The organism is Aeromonas sp. MdU4, from assembly GCF_041929505.1.
Lineage (GTDB): Bacteria > Pseudomonadota > Gammaproteobacteria > Enterobacterales > Aeromonadaceae > Aeromonas.
Genome location: NZ_JBHFMW010000018.1, coordinates 99,893 through 125,762, shown reverse-complemented (window position 1 = coordinate 125,762; position 25,870 = coordinate 99,893). Strand labels below are relative to the sequence as shown.

General features: G+C 59.8%; 25 protein-coding genes. 12 read left to right on the top strand and 13 right to left on the bottom strand.

The annotated features are described in order from the left end of the window. The first annotated feature begins 31 nt into the window (after positions 1 to 31). The 7 genes from ACE1BR_RS09860 (at position 32) to ACE1BR_RS09830 (ending at position 6,262) form a co-directional block, all read left to right on the top strand. On the top strand, positions 32 to 535 hold the full coding sequence (locus ACE1BR_RS09860; protein WP_374869780.1) for a phosphatase PAP2 family protein: 504 nt from the start codon (positions 32 to 34) through the stop codon (positions 533 to 535). Beyond that, complete coding sequence (locus ACE1BR_RS09855; protein ID WP_374869778.1) at positions 532 to 1,641, top strand: MJ1255/VC2487 family glycosyltransferase; 1,110 nt, start codon at positions 532 to 534, stop codon at positions 1,639 to 1,641. The genes ACE1BR_RS09860 and ACE1BR_RS09855 overlap by 4 nt, the downstream gene beginning before the upstream one ends. 37 nt (positions 1,642 to 1,678) lie before the next feature. Beyond that, positions 1,679 to 1,831, top strand: coding sequence for a hypothetical protein (locus ACE1BR_RS09850; RefSeq protein ID WP_098972262.1), 153 nt, complete (start codon positions 1,679 to 1,681; stop codon positions 1,829 to 1,831). Between the two features lie 391 nt (positions 1,832 to 2,222). Beyond that, entirely contained in the window at positions 2,223 to 3,941 is a 1,719-nt protein-coding gene (locus ACE1BR_RS09845) for an acetolactate synthase 3 large subunit (RefSeq protein ID WP_374869776.1), read from the top strand. Beyond that, positions 3,941 to 4,435 carry an acetolactate synthase small subunit gene (ilvN, locus tag ACE1BR_RS09840; protein ID WP_005311605.1) on the top strand — a complete coding sequence of 165 codons (495 nt, stop codon included), beginning with the start codon at positions 3,941 to 3,943 and terminating at the stop codon, positions 4,433 to 4,435. The genes ACE1BR_RS09845 and ilvN overlap by 1 nt, the downstream gene beginning before the upstream one ends. 105 nt (positions 4,436 to 4,540) lie before the next feature. Then, the gene (locus ACE1BR_RS09835; protein ID WP_374869774.1) at positions 4,541 to 5,167 is read left to right on the top strand and encodes a LysE family translocator; all 627 of its coding nucleotides are present in this window, start codon (positions 4,541 to 4,543) and stop codon (positions 5,165 to 5,167) included. A 135-nt stretch (positions 5,168 to 5,302) separates the two neighbouring features. Next, a complete protein-coding gene (locus ACE1BR_RS09830; RefSeq protein WP_374869773.1) occupies positions 5,303 to 6,262 on the top strand; it encodes a LysR substrate-binding domain-containing protein in 960 nt (319 codons plus the stop codon). 204 nt (positions 6,263 to 6,466) lie between these two features. On the opposite strand, the gene ACE1BR_RS09825 is transcribed toward ACE1BR_RS09830, so the two are convergent. From ACE1BR_RS09825 to dusB, 6 genes are all read right to left on the bottom strand, one after another. Further along, positions 6,467 to 7,651, bottom strand: coding sequence for a M20 family metallopeptidase (locus tag ACE1BR_RS09825; protein ID WP_374869771.1), 1,185 nt, complete (start codon positions 7,649 to 7,651; stop codon positions 6,467 to 6,469). After that, entirely contained in the window at positions 7,651 to 8,100 is a 450-nt protein-coding gene (locus tag ACE1BR_RS09820; protein WP_287866425.1) for a hypothetical protein, read from the bottom strand. The genes ACE1BR_RS09825 and ACE1BR_RS09820 overlap by 1 nt, the downstream gene beginning before the upstream one ends. Then, a complete protein-coding gene (locus tag ACE1BR_RS09815) occupies positions 8,097 to 8,915 on the bottom strand; it encodes a DUF3100 domain-containing protein (RefSeq protein WP_287866421.1) in 819 nt (272 codons plus the stop codon). The genes ACE1BR_RS09820 and ACE1BR_RS09815 overlap by 4 nt, the downstream gene beginning before the upstream one ends. A 269-nt stretch (positions 8,916 to 9,184) precedes the next feature. Beyond that, positions 9,185 to 10,066: a DMT family transporter gene (locus ACE1BR_RS09810; RefSeq protein WP_374869768.1), complete on the bottom strand. Its 882-nt coding sequence runs from the start codon at positions 10,064 to 10,066 to the stop codon at positions 9,185 to 9,187. Between the two features lie 97 nt (positions 10,067 to 10,163). After that, positions 10,164 to 10,460, bottom strand: a complete 297-nt coding sequence (gene fis / locus ACE1BR_RS09805; RefSeq protein ID WP_005309538.1) for a DNA-binding transcriptional regulator Fis — start codon at positions 10,458 to 10,460, stop codon at positions 10,164 to 10,166. Between the two features lie 26 nt (positions 10,461 to 10,486). Next, positions 10,487 to 11,452: a tRNA dihydrouridine synthase DusB gene (gene dusB / locus ACE1BR_RS09800; protein WP_374869766.1), complete on the bottom strand. Its 966-nt coding sequence runs from the start codon at positions 11,450 to 11,452 to the stop codon at positions 10,487 to 10,489. A 291-nt stretch (positions 11,453 to 11,743) separates the two neighbouring features. Between dusB and ACE1BR_RS09795 the strand changes: the two genes are divergently transcribed. The 4 genes from ACE1BR_RS09795 (at position 11,744) to ACE1BR_RS09780 (ending at position 16,578) form a co-directional block, all read left to right on the top strand. Further along, positions 11,744 to 13,150: a TolC family protein gene (locus ACE1BR_RS09795; protein ID WP_374869764.1), complete on the top strand. Its 1,407-nt coding sequence runs from the start codon at positions 11,744 to 11,746 to the stop codon at positions 13,148 to 13,150. A gap of 85 nt (positions 13,151 to 13,235) precedes the next feature. Further along, entirely contained in the window at positions 13,236 to 14,240 is a 1,005-nt protein-coding gene (locus ACE1BR_RS09790) for an HlyD family secretion protein (RefSeq protein ID WP_139742676.1), read from the top strand. After that, complete coding sequence (locus ACE1BR_RS09785) at positions 14,240 to 15,394, top strand: ABC transporter permease (RefSeq protein WP_374869762.1); 1,155 nt, start codon at positions 14,240 to 14,242, stop codon at positions 15,392 to 15,394. The genes ACE1BR_RS09790 and ACE1BR_RS09785 overlap by 1 nt, the downstream gene beginning before the upstream one ends. Then, positions 15,394 to 16,578: an ABC transporter permease gene (locus ACE1BR_RS09780; protein ID WP_374869760.1), complete on the top strand. Its 1,185-nt coding sequence runs from the start codon at positions 15,394 to 15,396 to the stop codon at positions 16,576 to 16,578. Before ACE1BR_RS09785 ends, ACE1BR_RS09780 begins: the two co-directional genes overlap by 1 nt. 67 nt (positions 16,579 to 16,645) lie before the next feature. Here ACE1BR_RS09780 and ACE1BR_RS09775 read toward each other — a convergent pair whose 3' ends face one another. From ACE1BR_RS09775 to ACE1BR_RS09765, 3 genes are all read right to left on the bottom strand, one after another. Next, on the bottom strand, positions 16,646 to 17,281 hold the full coding sequence (locus ACE1BR_RS09775) for an SDR family oxidoreductase (RefSeq protein WP_374869758.1): 636 nt from the start codon (positions 17,279 to 17,281) through the stop codon (positions 16,646 to 16,648). 138 nt (positions 17,282 to 17,419) lie between these two features. Continuing rightward, on the bottom strand, positions 17,420 to 18,274 hold the full coding sequence (locus ACE1BR_RS09770; protein ID WP_374869756.1) for a DnaA ATPase domain-containing protein: 855 nt from the start codon (positions 18,272 to 18,274) through the stop codon (positions 17,420 to 17,422). Between the two features lie 71 nt (positions 18,275 to 18,345). Next, on the bottom strand, positions 18,346 to 19,044 hold the full coding sequence (locus tag ACE1BR_RS09765) for a DnaT-like ssDNA-binding domain-containing protein (protein WP_374869754.1): 699 nt from the start codon (positions 19,042 to 19,044) through the stop codon (positions 18,346 to 18,348). A gap of 283 nt (positions 19,045 to 19,327) precedes the next feature. On the opposite strand from ACE1BR_RS09765, the gene ACE1BR_RS09760 reads away from it, so the two are divergent. Next, entirely contained in the window at positions 19,328 to 20,299 is a 972-nt protein-coding gene (locus ACE1BR_RS09760; protein WP_374869752.1) for a response regulator, read from the top strand. 74 nt (positions 20,300 to 20,373) lie between these two features. Here the strand turns inward: ACE1BR_RS09760 and ACE1BR_RS09755 are convergent, their stop codons facing one another. The 4 genes from ACE1BR_RS09755 to pta form a co-directional block, all read right to left on the bottom strand. Beyond that, positions 20,374 to 21,771 (bottom strand): peptide MFS transporter, encoded by a 1,398-nt coding sequence (locus ACE1BR_RS09755; RefSeq protein WP_374869750.1) that lies wholly within the window; start codon positions 21,769 to 21,771, stop codon positions 20,374 to 20,376. Between the two features lie 213 nt (positions 21,772 to 21,984). Beyond that, on the bottom strand, positions 21,985 to 22,896 hold the full coding sequence (gene galU / locus ACE1BR_RS09750; RefSeq protein WP_374869748.1) for a UTP--glucose-1-phosphate uridylyltransferase GalU: 912 nt from the start codon (positions 22,894 to 22,896) through the stop codon (positions 21,985 to 21,987). Between the two features lie 96 nt (positions 22,897 to 22,992). After that, entirely contained in the window at positions 22,993 to 23,313 is a 321-nt protein-coding gene (locus ACE1BR_RS09745; RefSeq protein ID WP_374869746.1) for a ComEA family DNA-binding protein, read from the bottom strand. A gap of 378 nt (positions 23,314 to 23,691) precedes the next feature. Continuing rightward, a complete protein-coding gene (gene pta, locus ACE1BR_RS09740; RefSeq protein WP_374869744.1) occupies positions 23,692 to 25,863 on the bottom strand; it encodes a phosphate acetyltransferase in 2,172 nt (723 codons plus the stop codon). Positions 25,864 to 25,870: the final 7 nt, after the last annotated feature.

Here is a 25,870-nt window from a genome sequence, read left to right as displayed (position 1 = left end):
TCTGCAAGAAGATCGCGTGGAAGGAGAGGCTATGAACAAGATCCAGCAATGGGACCTGCAGGTGTGCCGGGTCTGCCTGCTGCACGGCTATAACCGGCAGCAGGCGAGGGTGAGTCGCCTTGTCTCCCGCACCGGTGACGGCCCGCTTTACGCTGTGCTGGCCGCCCTGCTCTGGTGGCAGGGGGAGAGTGAACGCGAGCTGGTGAAGCTGGTACTGCTCGCCTTCGCCATCGAACTGCCCCTCTATCTGCTGCTGAAGAACAGCCTGAAACGGCAGCGGCCGGTCGGTTTGCCGGTCTTTATCACCCCTTCCGATCGCTACAGTCTCCCCTCCGGCCACACCGCCGCCGCCTTTCTGATGGCCACCATACTGGCGACCGGCTTTCCACTCTGGGCGCCCCTGCTGTTTGGCTGGGCCGCGCTGGTGGGGGCATCGCGATTATTACTCGGGGTCCACTACCTGAGCGATCTGGTGGCAGGCGCCCTGCTGGGTGGTGGCTGCGCCCTGCTGGCGCTCGGCTGGAGCCATCCATGAGGATACTGTTTGGTGTGCAAGGCACTGGCAACGGTCATATCAGTCGCAGTCGCACTCTGGCGCGGGCGCTGCGCAACGCCGGGGTCGAGGTGGATTATCTCTTTAGCGGCCGCCCCGCCGACCGCTACTTCGACATGGAGGCGTTCGGGGAGTACCGCACCTTTGCCGGGCTCACTTTCGTCAGCCACGAGGGGCGAGTTTCTCCGTGGCGTACTCTGCAGGCCTTATCGCCACTCACCTTCTGGCGGGATCTGCGGGCTCTCGATTGCAGTGAATACGATCTGGTGGTGAGCGATTTTGAGCCGCTGAGCGCCCATGCCGCCCGCCGCTATGGCAAGCCAAGCCTCACCATCAGCCATCAGGCCAGCTTCAACTGGCCGATCCCGCGCTGGGGGGAGGATGGGGTCAGCCGTCAGTTGATGCGCCACTTTGCCCCGGTAGATCAGCCGCTCGGGCTGCACTGGTTTCACTTCGGCCACCCCTTGCTGCCGCCGGTGATCGACCCCATCGCCCCTCAGGCTGATAACGGCGAGATCCTGATCTATCTGCCGTTCGAGCAGACCGAGGCGATCGCGGCCCTGTTGTCGCGCTTTGGCCAGCAGCGTTTCGTCTGTTTTCACCCCGCCATCCATACCCCCAGCCAGTGGCGCAACCTGCGTTTCGAGCCGCCATCGCGGCACGGATTTATCGCCGTGCTGGCGGGATGTCGCGGCGTCATCTCCAACGCGGGCTTCGAGCTTGCTTCCGAGGCGCTTACCCTCGGCAAGAAGCTGTTGGTCAAGCCCCTCGGCGGTCAGTTCGAGCAGCTGACCAACGGCAAGACTCTCGAGATGATGGGGCTGGCGACCCTGATGGATGTGCTGGATGCCAATTTGGTGCGCAACTGGCTTGACAGCGCCTCGCCGGGAGCGGTCTGCTACCCCGATGTAGCGGGAGAGCTGGCCCGCTGGCTGGCGACGGGAGCTGACGAGAGCGTGGCCTCTCTGTCACGCCGGCTCTGGGCCCGCACCCTGTTTCCGGAGGAGGTGAGTGATCGCCTGAGCGAGCTGGATGGGGGAGACTGTTTATCCAGCTGCTGGTTATCGCAAGTGAGCGTTGTTGACTAGACTGAAAAGCGATCCCACCAAGGAGAGGATGGAGCAAATGCGCTTTACCAATGAGAATGGCGAAACCATGACGCTGGCAGATAATCTGACCCTGCACGAGCTGCTGGACATGGGCGTCAGCATCTCGGTCAGTGAAGAGACCGATCCGGATCAGCAGATCTGGCTGGCGGAGCCGGATCAGGACAACTGAGTCGAGCATCCGGTAGCAAGCCCACCGCTAAGCGGTGGGCTTTTTTGTGGCCAAATTTCCCCTCTGCGGAATGATCCGCTGGTTATTCCCCGACTTGCTTCGCGTTTGTATCATCGCCGCAGCGGCAACTCATTGAATACCAATAGCTGGTTGAAATGTATGACTGTTCTGGTCAGACAAAGCCGTGGACAACCGTTCATTGGCGGGTTAAGTTGGTTTTTCACCCGATTTTCGGGTGAATGACGGAAAAATCCTTTTTTTCACCTGTCGACGGGGCTGAATTGGGCCGATCTGCATTCAGATAACAACAAGAAACGGATCGGACCGTGCCGGGAAGCACGGCATCGTCGGTGGTATTCGCTAAACGGAGCAAAGCCTGGAGGGCTTTATCATGGAGATGTTATCAGGCGCCCAGATGGTGGTTAGAGCGCTGGAGGATCAGGGGGTTGAGCATGTCTTTGGCTACCCTGGTGGCTCGGTGCTCGACATCTATGACGCTCTCTTCGAAAACGGCAAGATGGAGCATGTCCTGGTGCGGCACGAGCAGGCCGCGGTGCACATGGCCGATGGCTACGCCCGCTCTACCGGCAAGGTGGGGACCGTGCTGGTGACTTCCGGTCCGGGGGCGACCAACTGCATTACCGGTATTGCCACCGCCTATATGGATTCCATTCCGCTGGTGATCCTCTCCGGCCAGGTGCCGACCAGCATGATCGGTGAGGATGCATTCCAGGAGACCGACATGATCGGTATCTCCCGCCCGGTGGTGAAGCACAGTTTCCTGTGCAAGAAGGCGAGCGATATTCCCGAGGCCATCAAGAAGGCCTACTACATTGCCGCCAGCGGCCGCCCGGGGCCGGTGGTGGTGGATCTGCCCAAAGATGTGCAGAACCCGAAAGAGAAGTTCCCCTATCAGTATCCCGAGACCGTCTCCCTGCGCTCCTACAACCCGACCAAGTCGGGCCACAAGGGGCAGATCAAGCGTGCCGCCAAGCTGCTGGTGGATGCCCAGCGCCCGGTGATGTACGTGGGCGGCGGCGCCATCAACGCCAATGCGGATCATCTGGTGCTCAAGCTGGCTGAGCTGCTGAACCTGCCGGTCACCACTACCCTGATGGGGTTGGGTGCCTTCCCGGGTACTCATCCGCAATCCATCGGCATGTTGGGGATGCACGGTACCTTCGAAGCCAACAAGACCATGCACAACGCGGATCTTATCTTCGCCGTGGGTGCCCGCTTCGATGACCGCGTCACCAACAACGTGGCCAAGTTCTGCCCCAACGCCACCATAGTCCACATCGACATCGACCCCACCTCCATCTCCAAGACGGTGCAGGCTCATGTGCCCATCGTCGGCTCGGTGGAAACTGTGCTGGAGCAGATGCTGGAGGTGATCCGCGAGTGCGGTTTCGACAACGACAAAGATGCACTGACAGAGTGGTGGAGCCAGATCAACCAGTGGCGCTCCCGTCACTGTCTTGCCTACGAGACCTCGCCCACTCAGATCAAGCCGCAGCAGGTGATCGAGACCCTCTACAAGGTGACTCAGGGTCAGGCGTTTGTTGCCTCCGACGTGGGCCAGCACCAGATGTTTGCCGCCCTTTACTACCCGTTTGCCAAACCGCGCCAGTGGATCAACTCAGGGGGCCTCGGCACCATGGGCTTCGGTATTCCGGCCGCCATGGGGGCCCAGTTTGCCAATCCGGATGCGGTGGTTTGCTGCGTCACCGGCGACGGCTCGGTACAGATGAACATTCAGGAGCTCTCGACCTGCATGCAGTACGGGGTGCCCATCAAGATCATCTCCATCAACAACCGCGCCCTTGGCATGGTCAAGCAGTGGCAGAAGATGTTCTACGGCGGCCGTCACAGCCACTCCTACATGGAGTCCCTGCCGGACTTCGTCAAACTGGCGGAAGCCTATGGCCACGTCGGTATCGCGGTGAGCGATCCGGCCGAGCTGGAGAGCGCCATGGAGAAGGCCTTCGCCATGAAGGATCGGCTGGTGTTCATGGATATCTCGGTCGACCCGGATGAGCACGTCTATCCGATGCAGATAAAGTTCGGTGCGATGGACGAGATGTGGCTGAGCAAGACGGAGAGAACCTGATGAGACACATCATTTCAGTACTGCTGGAGAACGAATCCGGCGCCCTGAGCCGCGTGGTGGGCCTCTTCTCCCAGCGCGGCTACAACATCGAGACCCTGACGGTGGCGCCCACCGAGGATCCCACCCTGTCGCGCATGACCATAGTCACCATGGGTGACGAGCGGGTGCTGGAGCAGATCCAGAAGCAGCTGCACAAGCTGGTGGATGTGCTCAAGGTGTGCGATTTGAGCGAAGGGGAGCATATCGAGCGGGAGATCGCGCTGGTCAAGGCGCGTGCCGCCGGTGGGGCCCGTGACGAGCTGAAACGGCTGGCGGATATCTTCCGTGGCCAGATCGTCGATGTCACCCCCGAGCAGTACACGGTGCAGCTGGTAGGGACCAGCGAGAAGCTGGATGCCTTTATCAAGACTGCCGCCCAGACCAACGAGATCATCGAAGTAGTGCGCTCCGGCGTCTGCGGTATCTCCCGGGCGGACAAGGCGCTACGGCCCTAAGGGGTTGTGACCCTTCGTTTGTTGAGGCAGACGTGGTGAAATAAGATGGAAAGGGGCTCTGCGGAGCCCCTCTTTGTTTAGTTTGGCTATATGAAAGGAGGGGAGATGTTCGGTATTCATGATCTCGCACTGTTTATGGTCTCGGGGTTGCTGCTCAATATCATGCCGGGGCCGGACTCCCTGCTGGTCATGCTGCGCAGTGGCTCGCAAGGGTGGCGTGCCGGTTCGGTCGCGGCCCTTGGCATCGGCACCGGTGTCATGGTGCATGTGCTGGCGGCAGCCCTCGGTCTGTCGGCCCTGCTCAGTGCGTCGGCCGAACTGTTTGCCCTCATCAAGCTGGCTGGCGCCATCTACCTCATCTATCTGGGGTTCTCCCTGCTGCGTCAGCAAGCAACGGGGGCTATGGAGAGAGGGGCCACTCTGCCTGCACTCTCCTATGGCCAGATTTATCGGCAGGGGGTGCTGACCAATGTGCTCAACCCCAAGGTAGCGCTCTTTTTCCTCGCCTTTGTGCCCCAGTTCATCGCACCGGATGCCCCCGACAAGGCGTTCGCCTTTATCCTGCTCGGCTGCATCTTCAATCTGGGCGGTATCATCTGGTGTCACCTACTGGTCTTTACCACCGTTTATGCCAGCCACAAGGTGCGGTTGTCACAGCGTTTTGGCCGCTGGCTCAACCGGGGGATCGGTACCCTGTTTGTCGGGCTCGGGATCAAGCTCGCCAGCGACTAGCTCGCCGCTTTCTGACCTGGGGCAGATTATCGTTCGGCGCGCTGTGTTATGGTCGGCGGTCAGCGGCGGGGTATGCTCCGCGCGCTCTTATCAACGCCAGCGTTGCTGGCCGCAGTAGCGAGATCCCTTGTCCAGATGAATATCGCCCGGCTCAAGAACTTTACCGAGATCGTGAAGAACAACTTCAACATCTCGGCGACGGCGGAGAAGCTCTACACCTCCCAGCCGACCCTCAGCAAGCAGATGAAGATGCTGGAAGATGAGCTGGGGTTCGCCCTCTTTACCCGCAAGGGGAAGAATCTGGTCGGCTTGACCAGCGCGGGTGAAAAGGTGATGGAGCTGGCCAAGGGGGTGGTGGCGCAGGTGGAGCAGATCAACCAGCTGTCGCTGGGGGAGCAGCTGGCCACCAGCGGGGTGTTGCGTATCGCCACTACTCACACCCAGGCGCGCTACAAGCTGCCAGCGGTGATCACCGAGTTCACTCGCCGTTATCCCGAGGTAGCGATCAATCTGCATCAGGGGGCGCCCGCCCAGTTGGCCCAGATGGTGCAAAGCGGCGATGTGGATATGGCGATTGCCACCGAGTCCATGTATCTGTTCGATGAGCTAGCTGCTATTCCCTGCCATCGCTGGGGCCGCAGCGTGGTGGTGCCCCATGGTCATCCGCTGATCGATTGCCAGCCGCTGTCGATGGCGGATCTGGCTCGCTATCCCCTCATCACCTATGTGTTCGGTTTCACCGGCCGCTCCAAGATGGACAAGGCCTTCAGTCGCCATGGTCTGTCGCCGAAAATCGTGCTGACCGCCACCGACACCGACGTGATCAAACATTACGTCCGGCTCGGGATGGGGGTCGGGGTGATTGCCAGCGTGGCCTTCGATGAGGGGGACAGGGAGGATCTGGTGAGCCTCAATATCGATCACCTGATCGCCTCGAGCGCCACCCATATCTGCCTGCGCAAACATGCTCACCTGCGCGACTACATGTATGACTTTATCTACCTCTACGCTCCCCATATCAGCCGGGAGACGGTGCAACTGCACCTTATCAACCAGCCGCCTGCCGCCAATATGGCGGAGCTGCCGTGGCTCTAGCCACGGGTTGTTTGCCGCGCACAGCGCAAACATGCAGAAATAAAAAAAGAGAGGCCGTGGCCTCTCTTCTGTTTTTTCAGGATGCGGGATTAAGCGCTGCGGGTCGCCAGATTGATAAAGACCTGGGCTCCCACTAACAGGCAGTCATCATCCAGGTAGTAGGGGATTTGACCTGATGCAGGTAGTTGCAAATCCCTTGGCCTGTCAGGCGCTTTTAGTCGTTGCCAGATTGATAAAGATCTGGGCTCCGACCAGCAGGCAGTCATCATCCAGATAGTAGGGATTCGCATGCAGGTAGTTGCAGATCCCCTTGGCCTGACAGCCGCTGCCGAGGAAGAACATGGCACCCTTGCGGCCACGGCAGGCGTTGACCATGTAGCTGAAATCTTCGCTGCCGGTCATCGGCTGACCCTGAGCGTTGATCCCCTCAGAGGGTAATACGTCGGCTGCCGCTTGCAGCAGACGGGCGCAGGCATCGGCGTGGTTCTCGACCGCCGGATACCCGGCATAGACCATCTTGGTCTTGAAGCCGCGCAGTTCGCTCTGGGCCACGATCTCCTTGAAGCTGTTCTTCAGGATCTGGTCGGTCTCGGCATCCATGGCGCGGATGGTGCCGCGCGCCTGCACATGGTCGGCGATGGCGTTGGGGATGGTGCCGCCGTTGATCATGCCGCAGCCAAACACAGCCGGGCTGAACGGGCTGGTGCGCTTGGCGACGATGTAGTCCATATCCTCGATGATCCGCACCGCTTCGCGGATGGCATCCAGCCCCTTGTGGGGAGTGGAACCATGGGCGGAGATGCCGTGTACATCCAGCGTCCAGGCGGAGCCCCAGGAGGACATCACACCGCTGTTGAACTTGATGGTGCCGGTCTCCATGGCGCCGTCGTTATGGAGGGCATAGACCTCGTCCACCCCCTTCATGCAACCCAGCTCGACCATCTTCTCGGCCCCCGGCACCCGCATATCCTCTTCCGCCATCTGGAAGATAAAGCGGACGTTGTACTGCAGGCGAGAGCGCTGTTCGGAGAGGAATTTGGCCGTGGTCAGGGCGATCGCCATATGGGAGTCGTGACCGCAGTTGTGGGCCATCCCCTCGTGGCTCGACTTGAACGCAACGTCGCTCATGTCGTGCATCTCGAGGCCATCCATGTCGGCACGGAAGGCGATGGTCGGCAGTACCGGGTCAACCACCAAATCGCCGTGGAAACCGGTGAAGCCCGGGTAGTCGGTGAGACGGTAGCCAAAGCCGGCCATCAGCTCGCGGCAGTAGGCCGAGGTCTTGAACTCAACACCGGACGCTTCCGGAATGGTGTGCAGGTGGTGGCGCACTTCCTGACTGAAGTCGCGCAGGGCCAGCAGGGCCGGTTCAATGTGGATGTTGTTCATCAGATAATCCCTTGCATGGAGAAGCCGAGCTGGGCGACCAGCGAGGCGCCGAAGAAGCAGCAGGTGGAGACGATCATGAAGATCAGGATCACTTTCCAGGACATCTTCTTCAGCTCTTCCAGCTGACCGCCCACCGAGAGACCGGCAAAGGCCAGCAGCGGTACGCAGCAGGAGAGGAAGGAGATCTTGGCGACGGCGTCAATGAAGAGGCCGCGTACCGGGGTCTCCGGCAGGCAGATGAGAATGCCGATGATGGTGGCATAGGCAAACGCCGGCAGGGAGGAGGGCAGATAGCGCTTGGCTACCAGCGAAGCAAACACCACCAGCGACATGGCGACGAAGCTGTCACCCATCTGCCACAGGGGCAGGCCGGAGGTCAGGGTCTGGGTAAACATGGCCAGCAGGATCGCCAGAAAGACGAACCGCATATCCATTACGATGCTTTTCATGCTTTCTCTCCTTTGGCAGTCAGGGCATAGATTTTTTCAGCGAGCGGCAGACCCAGATAGGTGAGGGAGAGCGCGCCAAGAGCGGAGGAGAGCAGATTCGATGCGGCTGCGATGCTCAGCACCTGCTGGGCCAGCGCCTCATCGAGACCGTTGATCAGGGCACCGGAGGCGGCACTCAGCATGGAGCCTGAGCCCACGCCGGAACCGGCGGCCAGCGCCAGCGGGTGCAGGCCGGTGAGCGGGGCGATACTGCCCAGCACGCTGAACCAGAGGGTGCCGATGACGGAGCCGCACAGGTAGATGGCCAGCACACCGATGTACTCCTGAGAGCCGGTACCGAACTTGCCCTGGATCACCGCGACGGACGGCTCACGGCTGATGGAGGAGCAGGCCCCGATGGCGCGGCGGCCAAAGCCGAACTTCACTGCCAGCGGAATGGCGATCAGGATTGGCAGCAGGTTGCCGATCTCCTGCAGGAACAACGGCACGCCGACGCTCAGGATCATCTTGATGTTGGGGATGATCATCCCCGCGTACTGGGTACCCAGGATCAGCAGGCTGAAGCCCACCATCTTGCCGCAGAAACCCTCTTCTTTCTCGGTGAAGAGCTTCTTCCAGCCGGGGATGCGATCCTTGACCGGCTTGGCGGAAATGCACATGCCGATGATGACGGCAAAGAGCATCGGCAGGATCGGGATGATGGCGATGCCGATCCGGATCTCCTGTTTACCTATCAGATACTGGGCCACAAAGATCAGCATGGCGGTTGCCAATATGCTGACCGTGACCGTCTTGAGCGGGCTGGTTTGCTGCATAGTCTCTTCTCTTGTTATTCGTGAGTGTTCCACTTTAGTGGCATCGCCAACTTGACGGGCTGGCAGATGATGGGGGGATGATAGGGTGCAAGAGGAGGGAGGAATGTGACCTTCATCAAGCTGGCCATATGGCATTTTTTCATGGGGTATGCCCTTTAACCCTATGGATACCAAGGGTTAAATGTTGTTAACAGATGGTCAGCATTAGCAGGATAAAAGCGGCTAACAGGGGGGAAAATGATGACACCGCCCCGGGGCGGTGTCTCTCATCAGGTGGGTGCTTTGAGCCGCGCACTGCGCAGCAGCAGGGGCAGCTGGTAGAGCACCAGCGCGCCGAGCACCAGCCCGGCACCGGCCAGTTTGGCGCCGCCGAGTGGTTCGTTGTAGCAGAGGGTGCTCAGCAGCAGGGTCCAGACCGGTTCGAGCAGCATCATCAGCGCGGCGTGGGCGGTGGTCATCTTGCTCAATGCGTGGGTGAGCAGCCAGTAGCGCAGAGTGGTGGCGATGAGCACGCTTGCGGCAAACCAGCCCCAGATACCGTGGCTGACCCCGCCCTCGGGCCACTGTTCGGTCAGCAGGGAGAGCAGGGTACCGAGCAGGCCGGTGACCGCGAGCTGCACGCAGGTGAGCCAGGTGGGGGAGATGGATTGGGCAATGTGGCGATGGACGGCCAGCTGGGTGCCCTGCGCCGCGGCGGCGGCTAGAAACCAGAAGAGCGACAGGGAGGCTCCCCAGTGGGTGCTACTGGAGAGCAGCAGCAGGCCCGCGATAGCAACAGGTAGGGTGAGCCAGTAGTGGCGACCGGGTTTGGCCTTGAAGGCTGCCCAGGCGACAAGAGGAGCCATCAGGGTGGCGACGCTCATGATAAAGGCACCGCTGCCCAGCGCATCGCTTTGGCTGATGGCGGTCACCCACAGCAGCAGGCAACTGGCGAGCAGTAGCCCGCTGCCCGCAGCACGCAGCAACTGTGCCCGACTGGGGGGAGACTCACGCAGCCAGGCGAGCGGCAGCAGCAACAGGGCGGCCAGCAGGAAACGGCTGCCAATAAAGGCGGCGGGGGGCAGTTCGCGGATCGTCTCTTTCGAGAAGAGCCAGCCAGCGGCGGCCAGCAGGGTGACCAGGACCATCAGCAGCAGGGGTGTACGGTTCATCGGGGTTGTCGTGGTGAAATGGAGGGGGAGAGCATAAAGGAAAGGCGCCAGGTATTGCTACCAGGCGCCTTTCATATCAATGGCTGACAGCCAACAATCAGTTCATGCCGTAACGCTTGAGCTTCTTGCGCAGAGTGCCACGGTTGATCCCCATCATCACGGCAGCGCGAGTCTGGTTACCACGGGTGTACTGCATGATCACGTCCAGCATCGGCGCTTCGACTTCGGAGAGAACCATATCGTACAGATCAATCACTTCCTGACCGTTCAACTGGGCCAGGTAGTTACGCAGGGCCTGTTGCACAGAGTCACGCAGGGGGCGCTGGGTCGGCTCGGCAGCGTGATTGTGAGTAGTTGTTACCAATGCATCAGAAGTCAGGGTTTGTTCGAACATATTCGGTCGGCTCTTTAGTTATCTTGTTAACCTAATCCATCGAAATACGCTTCGAGTGCCTCTAGTTGCGCGTCTGCGCAATCCAGGGCATTGAAGTGCTTACGGAATTCTCGGCCCGTCTCTTCTTCATCCAGATACCAGCCCACGTGTTTACGGGCTATGCGCGCTCCCAGATATGCACCATAAAACCGGTGCAGGTTGGTTACATGCTCGTTCATCAGGGTGCGAACCTCTTCCCTCTCGGGAGGCGGCAGCTTGGTGCCCGTCTCAAGAAAATGACGGATTTCCCGGAAAATCCAGGGTCGTCCTTGCGCAGCTCGGCCGATCATCACGGCGTCGACACCGGTATAGTCGAGGACATACCGGGCTTTCTCCGGGCTGTTGATGTCACCATTGGCGACAACAGGAATCGATACGGCCTGCTTAATCGCCCTGATCGTGTCGTACTCCGCTTCGCCCTTGTAGAGGCAGGCACGGGTACGACCATGCACGGCGAGGGCCGCGATACCGCAATCTTCGGCGATTCGGGCGATCTCCACGCCATTGCGGTTATCCGGATCCCATCCTGTGCGGATCTTCAAGGTGACAGGTACCTTCACTGCATCCACCACGGCCTGGCAAATTGCTTTGACCTGATCGGGGGCACGCAGCAGGGCGGAACCTGCCAGCTTCTTATTCACTTTTTTTGCCGGACACCCCATGTTGATGTCGACGATCTGTGCGCCCTGCTCCACGTTGTAGCGGGCAGCAAACGCCATCATCTCCGGGTCGGCACCGGCAATCTGGACCGATCGCAAACCGCCTTCTGCAGAGTGATCCATTCTCATCCTGGTTTTCTGGGTATCCCAGACATCCGGGTTGGCCAGCAGCATCTCGGAAACGGCCATGCCGGCCCCCAGTCGTAAACAAAGTTCACGGAATGGTCGGTCAGTTACACCGGCCATGGGAGCCACAATCAAGGGAGTTTCAAGCGTGTGGGGACCTATCTGCATTCCACGGTTACCATCGGCTTAGGGCGGCGTATATTACGCATTTTTTAGGCAGGAGAAAAGGTTAGTATTTGAGCGTCAGCCATTTTTTTCTGAAAAAAACGTCGCGCCAAGGCTTGCAAATTCTGGAGTTATTGAAAAACCGCCAGATTGGCTGACCAGGAGCGCTGTACCATTCGGGTCACTCCCTTGCACAATTGTCTGTCCACTTGTCGGCCCCGTTTGCGTTATGATGGCGGGCTTGTACAGAGCAAAAGCTCCACACATTTATGCAACAAAGCGGATTGGGGATCTATGACGTCAAGGTTCATTAAATCACTCTGGCCGTGTCTGCTGGGGGCCATGCTGGGGTCGGCAGAGGCACAGACCATCAGTTTCAGCGAAGCCTGGACTCGGGTCATCCAGCAGGATGAGGGGCTGGCCGCCGAGCAGGCCGGGGTCGATCGGGCCAAGCAGCTGCGCGAGGCTGCCAAGGGCATGTATCTGCCCAAGGTGGATCTGGGGGCCAGCTATACCCACCTCGATCAGCCGGTGGAGCTGGACATGATGGATCTCAACCCCATCGCCAGCCATCCGGAGCTGGGTCAGGTGTTGGCGCCACTCATGCAGAAGTTTCACCTCACTCCCAATGATTTCGTTACCCCGCTGACCAAACAAAATGTGGTGACCAGCTCGGTCAAGATGCTCTGGCCGCTCTTTGCCGGTGGTCGCATCGATGCGGCGCAGGACATTCGCCAGGCGCAGGTGAGCGAGGCGCAGCAACTGCTGGTGCTCAAGGAGCAGTCTACTTTCGAGAGTCTCTCCCAGGCCTATTTCGGCGTGGTGCTGGCAGGTCAAGTGGTGCAGACCAAGCAGGAGATCGAGGACGGGCTGGCCCGCCATCTGGATCACGCCAAAAAGCTTGAGGCGCAGGGCCAGATTGCCAAGGTGGAGCGGCTCTCCGCCCAGTCGGCCTATGACCGGGCGCGCATCGATACCCAGAAGGTGCGTCGCAGCCTTGAGATCGCCGAACTGGCTCTCGGCCGCATGTTGAAGTTGCCGAATGCCCAACCGGGCAGCGGCTTGTTCGTCAACAAGGAGTTGCCCCGTCTCGATGGTCTGGTGCAGCAGACGCTGGAAGTGCATCCCGGCCTCAAGTTGCTCAGTGCCAAGAAGGAGCAGGCCAAGGGGATGATCCGGGTCGAGCAGGGCAAATATGCTCCCGAAGTATTCCTGTTCGGCAACTACAACCTCTATGAAGATGATTCGCTCGCTTCCAAGACTGCGCCGGACTGGCTGGTGGGGGTGGGTGTCAGTATGCCGCTGGTGAGCCGCGATGGCCGCTCCGAGACAGTGCAGGCAGCCAAGAGCGCCGAGCTGCAGGTCAATTTGCTGCAAGCCAAGACCCGCCAGGATCTGGAGCTGCTGGTAGAGAAGACCTGGCGTGAAGCGGCGCAGGGGCTGGAGGAGTATCAATCCCTCTCCTCCACCCAGGCGCTGGCCGAGGAGAACGTGCTGCTGCGGGATAAAGCCTTCGGGCAGGGGCTCTCCACGTCACTCGATGTGGTGGATGCCCAAAACCAGCTGGCTGGGGTCAAGACCCAGCGCGCGGCAGCGGCTTATCAATATGTGGTGTCGCTGGCCCGCCTGCTGGCGCTCTCCGGCCAGATGAACAGTTTCAATCAATATCAGCACGGTCAGGTGATCGAGGTGAACTCATGATCGCACTCCTGATCGCACATCAGTCCGTGCCTTTTTCTATCTCTGTTTCGACCGCCAAGGGTCGCCCGTTTGTCGAGGTGAAGTGATGAGCCATCCCCCCATCAAAAAGAAGATGAGCCAGGGTAAACCGCTGTTGTTGCCGTTGGTGCTGGTGATCCTGGTGGTCTGGCTCGGCTGGCGCTTCTGGCTTGCCTATCAGCCCGAGCCGGTGCATCTGCAAGGGCAGATTGAGGCGCAGCAGTATTCGGTCTCCTCCAAGGTGCCGGGCCGCATCGATGAAGTGCTGGTGAAAAAGGGCGATCAGCTGACCAAGGATCAGCTGGTCTTTACCCTGGCGAGCCCCGAGATTGAAGCCAAGCTAAGCCAGGCCAAGGCGGGTGAGGCTGCTGCGGGGGCGCTGGCGCAAGAGGCGGAGAAAGGAGCCCGTGCCCAGCAGATCGCCGCGGCCAAGGATCAGTGGCAGAAGGCCAAGGCGGCTGCAGCCCTGCGCGGCAAGACCTACGAGCGGGTTGCCAGCCTGCACCGCGACGGCGTGATGCCGCTGCAAAAACGCGATGAGGCCTGGACCGCCTGGCAAGCTGCCCGCTACAGCGAAGGGATGGCGTGGCAGCAGTACCAGATGGCGTTGGAAGGGGCGCGGGAAGAGACCAAGATCGCTGCCCGCGAGAAGGCCAAGATGGCGGCCGGTTCGGTGGCCGAGGTTGAGGCCTATCTGGCCGATACCCGCATCACCAGCCCCCACAACGGTGAGGTAAGCCAAGTGCTGCTGCGCAGCGGCGAGCTGGCGCCGCAAGGCTTCCCGGTGGTGACCCTGCTCGACATGAGCGATGCCTGGGCCCAGTTCCACGTGCGCGAGGATCTGCTGCCCCGCTTCCCGGTCGGTACCGAGTTCGATGCCCGCATCCCGGGCCTTGGCGATCAGATGGTGCGCTTCAAGGTGACCCATGTGGCCGTGATGGGGGATTTCGCTACCTGGCGTGCCACTGATACCAGTCAGGGTTTCGACATGAAGAGCTTCCAGGTGGAGGCCCGCCCGCTGCAACCGGTCGACGGGTTGCGGGTTGGCATGAGTGTGCTGGTTGAACTCTGATGGGACGTGAATTTCGGCTGCTGTGGCAGGACCCGTTCAGCCGTGCTCTGATGAGCTGGGTACCGCTGCTGCTGTTGGGGATCCTCTGCTGGATCTTCTCGGCAGGGCTGGCCCGCGATCTTAAGGTGGGGTTGGTGGATCTCGACCACAGTATGCTCTCGCGCCAGCTCGCCTTCTCGCTGGATGGTTCGGCGGGGCTCAAGGTCGAGCAACAGTTTGACTCCATCGATGCCGGTGCGCACGCCCTGCGCGGTGGCGACATCTATGCGCTGGTGGTGATCCCCAACCATCTGGAGCGGGATGCCCGTCAGGGTACCCAGCCGCAGGTGACAGTGTTTAACAACGGCCAGTTCATCCTCATCGCCAAGCTGGTCAACTCGGCGTTGGCGCAGGTGGTCGGGACTCTCAACGGTCAGGTGGGTGTGCTGGAGGCGATGGCTGACGGCAAGGCACTGCCCGGCGCGCTCGGGCAGTCGGTGCCCATCAGCAGCCAGGTCACAGCGCTCTATAACCTCAACTCCAGTTACGCCCAGTTTCTGCTGAGCGCTATTCTGCCCGCGGTGTGGCAGATCCTGGTGGTGCTGTTCGGCCTCAATGCGCTGGCCCGTACCGATCGGCTGGGGCTGGACTGGACCACTCGCGGGGTCTGGTTTGGCCTCTGGCGCACCCTGTTGCCCCATGTGCTGATTGGCTGGGGTTGGGGGATTGTCTGGACGCTGCTGCTGTTCAAGGGATTTGCCTATCCCATGCACGGCAGCTGGCTGGTGTTGCTGGTGGGGCTGGGGCTCGCCTCGGCCGCCTGCGTCACCATGGGTGCCTTCTTTTACGGTATCATCCGGGATCCGGCCCGCGCCCTGTCGTTGGCGGGGGCTTACACTGCGCCCGGTTTTGCCTTTATGGGGGTCACCTTTCCGGTGAGTGCCATGGGGGATTTCGCCCGCTTCTGGCGCAGCCTGTTGCCGGTCTCTCATTATGTCGAGTTGCAGATTGGCCAGAGCAACTATGGTCTGCCGTTCGCCTCGGCGTTGCCGCAACTGGGGGCGCTGCTGCTGTTCCTGCTCCCTCTGCTGCTGGTGGTGCGCCGTTACAAGCAGCAGGCCGAGCTGGCCCGTCAATCCGCCGTAGTGGCCGTCGCCGAAAAGGAGCCTGAGTGATGCTGGGATTTGTCGATCTGTTGCGCCTCGAGCTGCGCACCCTGCTGGCGGATCGCGCCATCATGCTCACCCTGTTTGGCGGGGTGTTCTTCTACTCCTTCCTCTACCCTCAGCCCTATCTGCATCAGCTGCCGCGGGAAGAGGCGGTGGTGGTGGTTAACGAGGATGGCAGCCAGCTGTCGCGCCAGCTGGAGTTTATGGCCGATGCTACGCCGCAGGTAAAGCTGGTGGCGCGGGCCAATTCGCTGGATGAAGCGCGGCAGCTGATGATGGCAGGGAAGGCGAGCGGGATCCTGCACATCCCCAACCACTTCTATCGGGATCTGATGCTGGGCCAGAGCGTCACCCTGAGCTATGCCGGTGATGCCTCCTACTTTCTGGTCTACGGTACCATTGCCGAGGGGCTGGCGCAGGCCGGAGGCACTCTCGCCGCGCAGGTGAAGGTGGCGCGGCTGTTGAGCCACGGCGAGGCGCTGCCACAAGCGGCCATGGGCTGGAATGCGGTGGCCCTTAACGTGGTGCCGGTGTTCAACCCTACCATGGGCTATGTCAACTACGTGGTGCCGGCAGTGTTCGTGCTGATCCTGCATCAGGTGCTGCTGATGGGGGCGGGGATCCTGGGAGCGACCCAGAACCAGCGCAGCTGCCGCGGTGAGAGGGGTTATTGGCAAAGCGCGCCGGTGTTACCGTTGCTGCTGGCCAGAACCCTGGTGCTGGCGGGGTTGTTCCTGCTGCCGGTGAGCTACTTCCTCGGCTTCTGCTTCGATCACTACAACATCGCCCGTCATGCCGATCCGCTGGAGCTGTGGTTGTTCGCTCTGCCGTTCCTGCTGGCGACCTGCTGGTTTGGCGTGGTGCTCGGCGCGATCTTTACCCGGCGCGATCTGCCAACCCAGGTGGTGCTGATCTCCTCCCTGCCGCTGGTCTTTCTGGCGGGCTTTATCTGGCCGCTGGAGCTGATCCCGGCGCCCCTCAACTGGTTGGCTCAGTGGGTGCCCACTATCCCGGCTATCGAGGGGTTTCTGCGCCTGAACCAGATGGGTGCCGACTTCGCCCAGGTTTCCCATTACTGGTGGCAGCTATGGGGTCTGGCGCTGCTCTACGGCATGCTGGCCTGCCTGCTGCTGCGCTGGCGTCAATCGCCGCAACCGGCAGCTGATGAGGTGGAAACGCCTGCCAGTTAAGCAGATGAAAATGTAAAACGGTCAGCCCTGAGGCTGACCGTTTTTCTATGGGCCGATGGCGGCTGGCTCAGGGGCGAGCCAGCGTGGGATCGCTAATGGCGTAGATTTGCCCCACCGCAGCGGCATCGGTCAACAGACGCAAGCCTTGGGCGGCCACATCGGCGCGGCGCACCAGTCCATGTACCTCCTTGCCCTGACTCAGCTCGGCGCGGTCAGTGGCGTTGCCATCCAGCAGACCCGCCGGGCGCAAAATAGTCCATGCAAGGGAGCTGGTTTGCAGCCAGCTCTCCGCCAAACTTTTGAGGCGTACCTCGTGGCCGAAGGCGGCACGGGCACGCTGCGGCAGATATTGCCAGCTGTCGCCACAGCCGAGGGAGGTGACCAGCAGCAGTCGTTTCAGGCCTGCCTGCTCCATGGCATCGCTCACATGACGGTTGCCCTGATAGTCCACTGGCGCTGTCTGACGGAAGCTGCCGAGGGTAGAGACGACCTGTGCATCTTGCCCTGCCCGGGCACACGCCAGCTGCACCGCAGCCGGATCCAGCGCATCCCCTTCGATGATGTCTACTCCCAGCTCGCGTAATTCGGCGGCCATTTCGGTGCTGCGCACCAGCGCGACTACGCGGTGCCCCTCAGCGAGAGCGTGGTGGGTAAAGGCACGGCCCAGCCCGCGGCTGGCTCCGAAAATCAGGGTGGTCGGCATAAACGGGCTCCTTTCAGAGAAAGGGCTAGCCTAGAGGGTTATGGTTGTGGTGTAAATGAGAGTTGTTTTTATTTGTGAGGTAAAAAAGAGAGTGCGAACCGGGGAGGCTGGCACTCTCTGCTGATCAGTCTGGCTGGATCAACCTGGGTAGTTGCCGATGCTGGGGCGACGGCTGGGGCCGCTCAGGTGGATATCCACCGGATTGAATGCCTTGATCGCCTCATAGCTGAAATCACCGATCGCCTGATGCAGGGTCTGGGGCGTGTGGTTGGTGATGATGATGACGCTTTTCGACAGGTTGCGACGGCGGCGCAGCAGGTGGCCGAGGAAGCTGGACTGGCTCTCTGCCATCTTGGCGCGGTTGGCCGACACTTCGTCGATGATCAGCAGATCCACCTCTTCCAGTGCGCGGCGATACTGGTTGCGCTCATCCTGATCGGGGATCACGTTGAAGAAGAGGCGATCCACGATGGAGGCCCACTGCTGGAAGATCACCGATTTCTGGTGAAGCTCGATCAGCTCGTGCGCCACCGCGCCCGCCAGGGTTGACTTGCCGGTACCGTAGTCGCCGTAGATCAGCATGCAGCCGCCGCCACTCTTCTCCCAGTGCTCGAAGCCGCTAATAAAGTAGCGGGCCGTTTCGATGGGGTACTGGAGTGCGGGATCTGTGGCGTCCATCTTGTCGAACACCCAGTCGGGGTTGAGGTCGGCTTGGGCGATCAGCTTCTGGATCCGCTCCTGGCGGGCCGCCTTCTGCAGCTCGCGCACCTCGGCGTTGGCCTTGGCGTCGTACTCCTTGCGCAGGGTCTCGTAGTCATACTGGCCGCCGCCGGTCTCTTGCTGCAGGCGACGAATGCGCTCCAGCAGACCTCCAACGTGCTGGCTCAGCTCGGGATCGTGAACGCGATGGTCCTGCTTGGCCTTGGCGATTCTTTTGCGCTTGGCTTCGATCTCTTCCAGCTCCTGGCGCAGGGGATCTTGCGGGTCAGTCATGGAATGCTCCTTCTGCTCGATCAGGGATGGGTAGACAAGGGGTTGATTTTGCCTGCAGGCGGGGGCCGCTATCAATCATTATCCGGCTCCTGCTGTGGTACGGGTTCTGGCGTTTGCTGTTGGGCCAGTCGCTTGGCCTCTTCGATCATCTGCTGGGCCCGCTTGCTCGGACCTGCCTCTGTCGGGGCCGGAGTCACCTGCTGGTAGCCCTGCACCTCCATCGGCTTGCGGCGGGTGTAGCGGCGGGTCTTGAGGGCACGAATGAATTTCAGCATCCACTGATGCTGGGAGTCGAACACCTCGGGGCGCCCCAGCCAGTAGGCGATAAACTCCCCCAGATCCTCTTCGCTGTAGCTGGCATCGATCACCCCGCACAAGCGGGCAAGGGCGGGTAGCTCCTCATCCGGTCGCCACTGCAAATGCATCTGGAAGGGGCGCTCCGGCAGTGGGCTGCGCAATTTCTGGGTCAGCAGTGGTAACTGAAAAGGGCACTGATGGTAGTGCTCACTTTCGGGCTGCGCCTCGACCTGTAGCAGGCCTGCCTCCATCAGTTCATCGAACAACTCGGTGAGCTGGCGGGCATTGACCTGAAACGAGAATCCGCAGGGATCGCCCGGGTCGACCACTGCCAGGGCACGACCAAGCTCTGGGTAGTTGAGCCGTGCCAGCTGATTTTCCAGTACCAGACGGCGCAGCTGCAAGGTATAGAGGCTGCGCGCCGGATGGGACAATCTGGGGTGGGCAAGGGCACTGTATTCGGCTGGGGTCATGGTCTTCTTCACGGTCCGGAGTGGGGGCATTATCCCTGATGGCGTTGGCTTGCACAATTCGCACGGGCAATGACGGCACGGTTAATCTTTGTCTGTCATCAAAGGGGGACACAGGGGTGCTGACAATGGAGTACGCAACCTAGGAGTGCTGGTCACTGATGGGCCACTGACAGTGAAAATCGACTGTGCAGTCTATTTTTGACGCAGAGCTCGCTCTATTCCAGCCGTTTTGGTCTAGTCTTATTACTTAAATAACCAATTGACTAATAAGGTTTTTATCAAGATGCCAAAAGCCGGGCTACGGATCCTGGTGGTGGAGGACGAGGCCGTTTTTCGCCACTCGCTAGTGAGTTACCTCGCACGGGATGGGGCAACGGTGTTTCAGGCGGAGGATGGCATTGAGGGGCTGTCGGCGGCGGCGCTTTATCACCCTGATGTGGTGTTGTGTGATCTCAATATGCCCAATATGGATGGCCATGAGGTGATTGCCTGTCTCTCTGCCCGTTATCCTCACATTCCGGTGATCGTCATTTCTGCCCAGAGCACCATGGAGGCGGTAGCCAGCGCATTGCGTGCCGGTGCGCGGGATTATCTGCTCAAGCCGCTTGAGAATTATGCTCTGGTCGAACGCAGCATCGATCAGTGTCTTAATGGCAATGCCAGCCGGGCGCAGCAGTTAGAACTGATGGATCATATGGACTACTTCAGCGCGCATGACCGGGCTGCCAGCCGCTTGCTGGCAGGCTTGAAGCCGCCAGGTTTGCAGGAGTGGGGCCCCTGGCAGGTGACGTTCAAGGGGCTGGGGCAGTTGTTTATTCCCGATACCTTCAAGGTGGAAGACAAATTGCTGGTGTTGGTGATGGAGTTGCCCATCATGGGAACCGATGCCGCATTTTGCGGGGCCTTGGTGCGTTCCCTGATGAATGTACCTTATCGTCAGTTTCAGCGTCAGGAAAGTCGCTTGCTGAGCCAGCCCCACCGGCTGCTCGACTATCTCAATCATCAATTGCTGGAGTCCGGTTTGCGTCACTCCTTTGCCATGGCTGCGCTGCTGTTTGACCAGCAGGATGGGCTGGTCTTTGCCAATGCCGGGCTCACCTCTCCCCACTGGTTGATGCGCTCGGGTGGATTGCCGCTTGGTTTGATGCGCAGCAGCCACTACGCCTTGCACAAGCGCAGCTGGCATGAACCGTTTGCTCTGCAGTTTCGCAGCGACAGCGGCGGAGCGCTTGATGTGCAGGTGCGCCATCACTGATGCCGCCTGACGGCAGGCCAAAACAGACAGGGCGCCGATTGGGCGCCCTGTCTGTTTTTTACAATCCTGACCGTTTAGACGGCAGCGGACTGCAGTTTATCGTCGTGAGCGTGTGGCTCTTTGGCCGGACCTTCAGCACCGTGCATCCAGTAGACCAGGCGATTGGCCATGGTCAGCAGCAACAGGGCACTCAATACCGCAGCCAGGGCGATGCCGCCGAAGATGGCGATTGGGCCTGCTTCGCCAACGATAGAACCGATCAGGCCTGCCGCATAGTTGGCAATCGCGACGAAGCCCATCCAGGCACCCATCATCAGGGAGGCCAGACGCAGCGGAGCCAGTTTGGTCACCATGGAGAGGCCGATCGGGGAGAGGCAGAGCTCGCCCAGGGTGTGGAACAGATAGGCACCCACCAGCCAGAACATGGAGGTCTTCACGGTCTGGTCACCACCTTGCTGCAGCACAGCACCGACCATGAACAGGAAGCCAACGGCCAGGAACAGCAGACCCATGGCAAACTTGACCGGGGAGTTCGGCTCTTTCTTGCCGAGCTTGATCCAGATTGCGGCAACAACCGGGGCCAGGGTGATGATGAAGAAGGGGTTCAGGGACTGGAACCAGGCGGTCGGCACTTCGAAGCTGCCGATCATCCGGTCGGTATACTCCTGGGTGTAGAGGTTCATCAAGCCACCGGCCTGCTCGAAACCGGCCCAGAAGATGATGGTGAACAGACCCAGCACCATAATGACTTTGATGCGATCCACTTCCTGCTTGGTCAGTGGGGCTTTTTGCTCATGAGTACGCAGGGCAGCAGCACGTTGGGCCGCAGTGACACGACCGATGTCACCCAGGAAGCGCTGGGCCATGGTAGCCTGGATCACCAGAGAGAGCAGCATGCCGATACCGGCGCCGACGAAGGCTGCTTGCCAGCCATAGGCGGTAGCCGCAGCACCACAGATCACGCCTGCCAGCAGGGAACCCAGGTTGATACCCATGTAGAAGATGGTGAAGGCACCATCACGGCGGTGATCGCCCTCTTCATAGAGGTCACCCACCATGGTGGAGATGTTCGGTTTGAACAGGCCGTTACCCACGATCAGCAGCGCGAGGCCGGCATAGAACATGGAGTTGACCATATCCGGGAACATGGCGTGAGGCAGTGCCAGGGTGAACTGACCTGCAGCCATCAGCACAGCACCGATCAGGATGGCACGACGTTGGCCCAGGAAGGTGTCCGCCAGCCAGCCGCCGATCAGCGGAGTGATGTAAACCAGACCGGTATAGATACCGTAGAGTTTGAGGGCATCTGCCTGATTCCAACCCAGACCGCCGTTGGCAGTGAGGTCAGTCAGATAGAGCACCAGCACGGCGCGCATGCCGTAATAGGAGAATCTCTCCCACAGTTCGGTACTAAAGAGCAAAAAGAGCCCTTTAGGGTGACCTAAAAAGGTCCCTTTTGACGGGTTATTCATTGGAACTTCCACCTGTGTCTTATATTTTTTTGAGTTTTTTATGCAAGGGCGAGAAACACGCCTCAATCCTTATAGAGCATGCGTGAATAAATTACAACATTATGATTTACGGAGGATTTATTTACTCATGATTGATTTTTTGTTGCATAAATGAAAAAGGAGCATCATTTGATGCTCCTTGAATACCACTATGAAAAACAGAATTTTCAGCTATTACAACTGTTTGACGAACTGCTTCAGCCAGCTGACAAATTCACCGTTCAGTTCACGGTGACGCACGGCATACTCCACATTCGCTTTCATATAACCGATCTTGCTGCCGCAATCGTGGCTCTTGCCCTTCATGAAGTAGGCGTTGACCTGTTCCTGCTCCATCAGCATGGCGATGGCGTCGGTCAGCTGGATTTCGTCACCGGCACCGGCTGGTGTTTTCTCCAGCAGTGGCCAGATATTGGAGGAGAGGACGTAACGACCCACTACCGCCAGATTGGAGGGGGCTTCATCACGGGGTGGTTTCTCGACGATGGCTTGCATTGGCAGAGACATCCCCTCGCTCAGTGCTTCTCCCTTGATGTCGGCGATGCCGTACTTGTCCACTTCGCTCTCGGGCACCGCTTCCACCATGATCTGGCTGATCTGGTCTTCTTCAAACATGTGAACCATTTCGGCCAGGTTGTCTTTTTTCAGGTCACTGGCCACGTCATCGATCAGTACATCCGGCAGCAGCACGGCGAAGGGGTTGTCACCGATCAACGGGCGGGCACACAGTACCGCATGACCCAGCCCTTTGGCCTCCCCCTGGCGGACGTGCATGATGGTGACGTCTTTCGGGCAGATCTGCTGTACCTCTTCCAGCAGCTGACGCTTGACCCGTTTCTCAAGGGTGGCTTCCAGCTCGAAGCTCTTGTCGAAGTGGTTTTCGATGGAGTTTTTACTGGAGTGGGTGACCAGGATGATCTCCTTGATCCCGGCGGCGATGGCTTCGCGCACCACGTACTGGATCAGGGGCTTGTCGACCACCGGCAGCATCTCTTTCGGGATGGCTTTGGTAGCAGGAAGCATACGGGTACCCAAGCCGGCAACCGGGAGCACGGCTTTGCGAACAACGAGAGGTGTCTTTTTCATGGAAAACTATCCAGAGGGATTGAAGTGCGGCCATGATACTCCAAGAAAAATGGGGCAGCCACCGGCTGCCCCATTTGCGTATGCAGTGCTCGGACGTTATTTGACGATGATCATGTCGCGGTTGGCTTCCAGCGTGGCTGGGCCGATGCCATTCACATCGGCCAGTTGGTCGACCGAGGTAAATTTTCCCTGTTTTTCGCGATAGTCGACGATGGCTTGTGCTTTCTTGTCACCAACGCCTTTGAGGCTGGTTAGCTCGGCAAGGGTTGCCGTATTGATATCAACTTTGCCGCTCTCCTTGGCGACAGATGTCGTGGTGTTTTGCTTGGGTACTACTTTATCCGCCGCCAGTGAGGGTTGGCTGAATAGGGGCAAGCAGGCCAGCAACATAACCGCAGAGATCTTCTTCATCAGCATTTCCATTCCTCCGTGATGTGGATTGTGCCGAATGGCGAATTGACGAATAGCGTATCGAACGGGTCTTTTTTACTGCTATTTTTGACATCGCAGCTCACCACCCCAATTACGGAAGATTTGCTATAAGCACTCAGCCTTTTTTGGACTCCCTTTGCAACCATATGATCTGCGGTATCTTTTATATGCATCTTTGGTTGGTCGTTTAGGGTGAGCTCTGGGGGCTGATCAGCACACTCGCCGATGTACCGGATAGCATTATTCCGCCCAACGCCGGGCTGATGGTGTGTTTCTCTGGCTTTCCCGGATAGAAGCAATAAAAAAGGCTGCTCACCTGGGGTGAGCAGCCTTCGAGATCGGTTTTTTCAGGTGACGGACTGATTACTCAGCCTGAGCTGCCTGGATACCGGTCAGGGCGATGGTGTAGACGATGTCGTCAACCAGAGCGCCGCGGGAGAGGTCGTTGACCGGCTTGCGCATGCCTTGCAGCATCGGGCCGATGGAGACCAGGTCAGCAGAGCGCTGTACCGCTTTGTAGGTGGTGTTGCCGGTGTTCAGATCCGGGAAGACGAACACGGTGGCTTTACCTGCAACCGGTGAGTTCGGTGCCTTGGACTTGGCCACGTTCTCCATGATGGCCGCGTCGTACTGCAGCGGGCCGTCGATGATGAGGTCGGGACGCTTGGCCTTGGCCAGCTCGGTCGCTTCACGCACTTTCTCTACATCAGCACCGGCGCCAGAGGTGCCGGTAGAGTAGGAGATCATGGCTACGCGCGGCTCGATGCCGAACGCGGCAGCGGAATCAGCAGACTGGATGGCGATCTCGGCCAACTGCTCGGCAGTTGGATCCGGGTTGATCGCGCAGTCACCGTAGACCAGAACCTGGTCAGGCAGCAGCATGAAGAAGATGGAGGAGATCAGGGAAGAGCCCGGAGCGGTTTTGATGATCTGCATCGGCGGACGGATGGTATTGGCAGTGGTGTGTACCGCGCCGGATACCAGGCCGTCAACTTCATTGCGCTCCAGCATCATGGTACCCAGTACCACGTTGTCTTCCAGCTGCTCGCGGGCAACCACTTCGGTCATGCCCTTGTTCTTGCGCAGCTCGACCAGACGCGGCACATAGCGCTCGCGTACGACAACCGGATCGATGATCTCGACGCGGTCAGTCAGTACCACACCTTGCTGCTCTGCAACCCGACGGATCTCTTCCGGGTTACCCAGCAGAACCGGACGGGCGATGCCACGCTCGGCACAGATGGCGGCAGCCTTGATGGTGCGCGGCTCGTCGCCTTCCGGCAGCACTACACGCTTGTTGGCATGGCGGGCCAGCTCGGTCAGCTGATAACGGAAAGCCGGCGGGCTCAGGCGACGGGAACGGGTAGAGCTGACAGTCAGTGACTCGATCCAGTGTTTGTCGATGTGGCCAGCCACATAGTCCTGCACCAGCTCGATACGCTCACGGTCATCTTCCGGAATATCGACGTTGAAGTTCTGCAGGCTGACGGCGGTCTGCCAGGTGTTGGTGCCGGTGATCATGATCGGCAGGCCGGTAGCCATCGCCTGTTGGCACAGGGCCAGCACTTGCGGTTCCGGATGGTAGTTACCGGTCAGCAGCAGAGCACCCAGCTTGACGCCGTTCATGGCGGCCAGGCAGGCGGAGACGATGACGTCAGAGCGATCGCCAGAGGTCACCAGCAGGCTGCCCGGACGGAAGTGCTCGATCATGTTGTGGATAGAGCGGGCACAGAAGGTCACGGTCTGCAGACGACGGCTGTCCAGCTCACCCTTGTTCAGGATCTTGGCGGCCAGATGCTTGGCGAGATCCTTGGCGCGCGGGGCGATCAGCTGGGTATTCCAGGGGATGCAGCCCAGAATGCGCAGCGGGCTCTTGCCGAACACTTGCAGCACTTCCAGGTTGTGGGCAGCTTCAGACGCATGGTGGTGCGCCTCGAACATCTCGGTCAGATCCGGGCGGGTTACGCCGTGCTCGTCAACCGGAGCGCCAACCTTGTTGATGACGCAACCAACGATACGGGGGTTGTTGACACCACCGAAGTTGGAGCAGGCCAGCTCGATACGCTCTTTCAGCTTCTGGCTGGAGTCATGGCCCGGGTGGGTCACGAACACCATGTCGGCATCCAGCGCCTTGGCAACGTCATAGTTCAGTTTGTTGGCAAAGGGCTGCTTGTCGGTCGGCACCATACCTTCGACAACCAGCACTTCGGCACCACTGGTTTTCACGTGCTCTTCGAAGCGGGCAACGATCTCTTCCAGTAGGATATCGGTGTTGCTGGCGCTGATCATGTTCTCGGCGTAGGAGAGAGTGAACGGCTCGGGCGGATTGATGTTGGCAGCAGCGCGGATAACGGCGGTGGAGCGCTCGGCACCGGTTTCACCCGGACGCGGCTGGGCAACCGGTTTGAAGAAGCTGACATTGACACCGTGACGTTCCATAGCGCGAACAACGCCAAGACTCACGGAAGTTACGCCGACACCAGTGCCGACCGGGATAAGCATAATAGTGCGTGCCACTTTATACCCCTTGTTCATTTTTTGG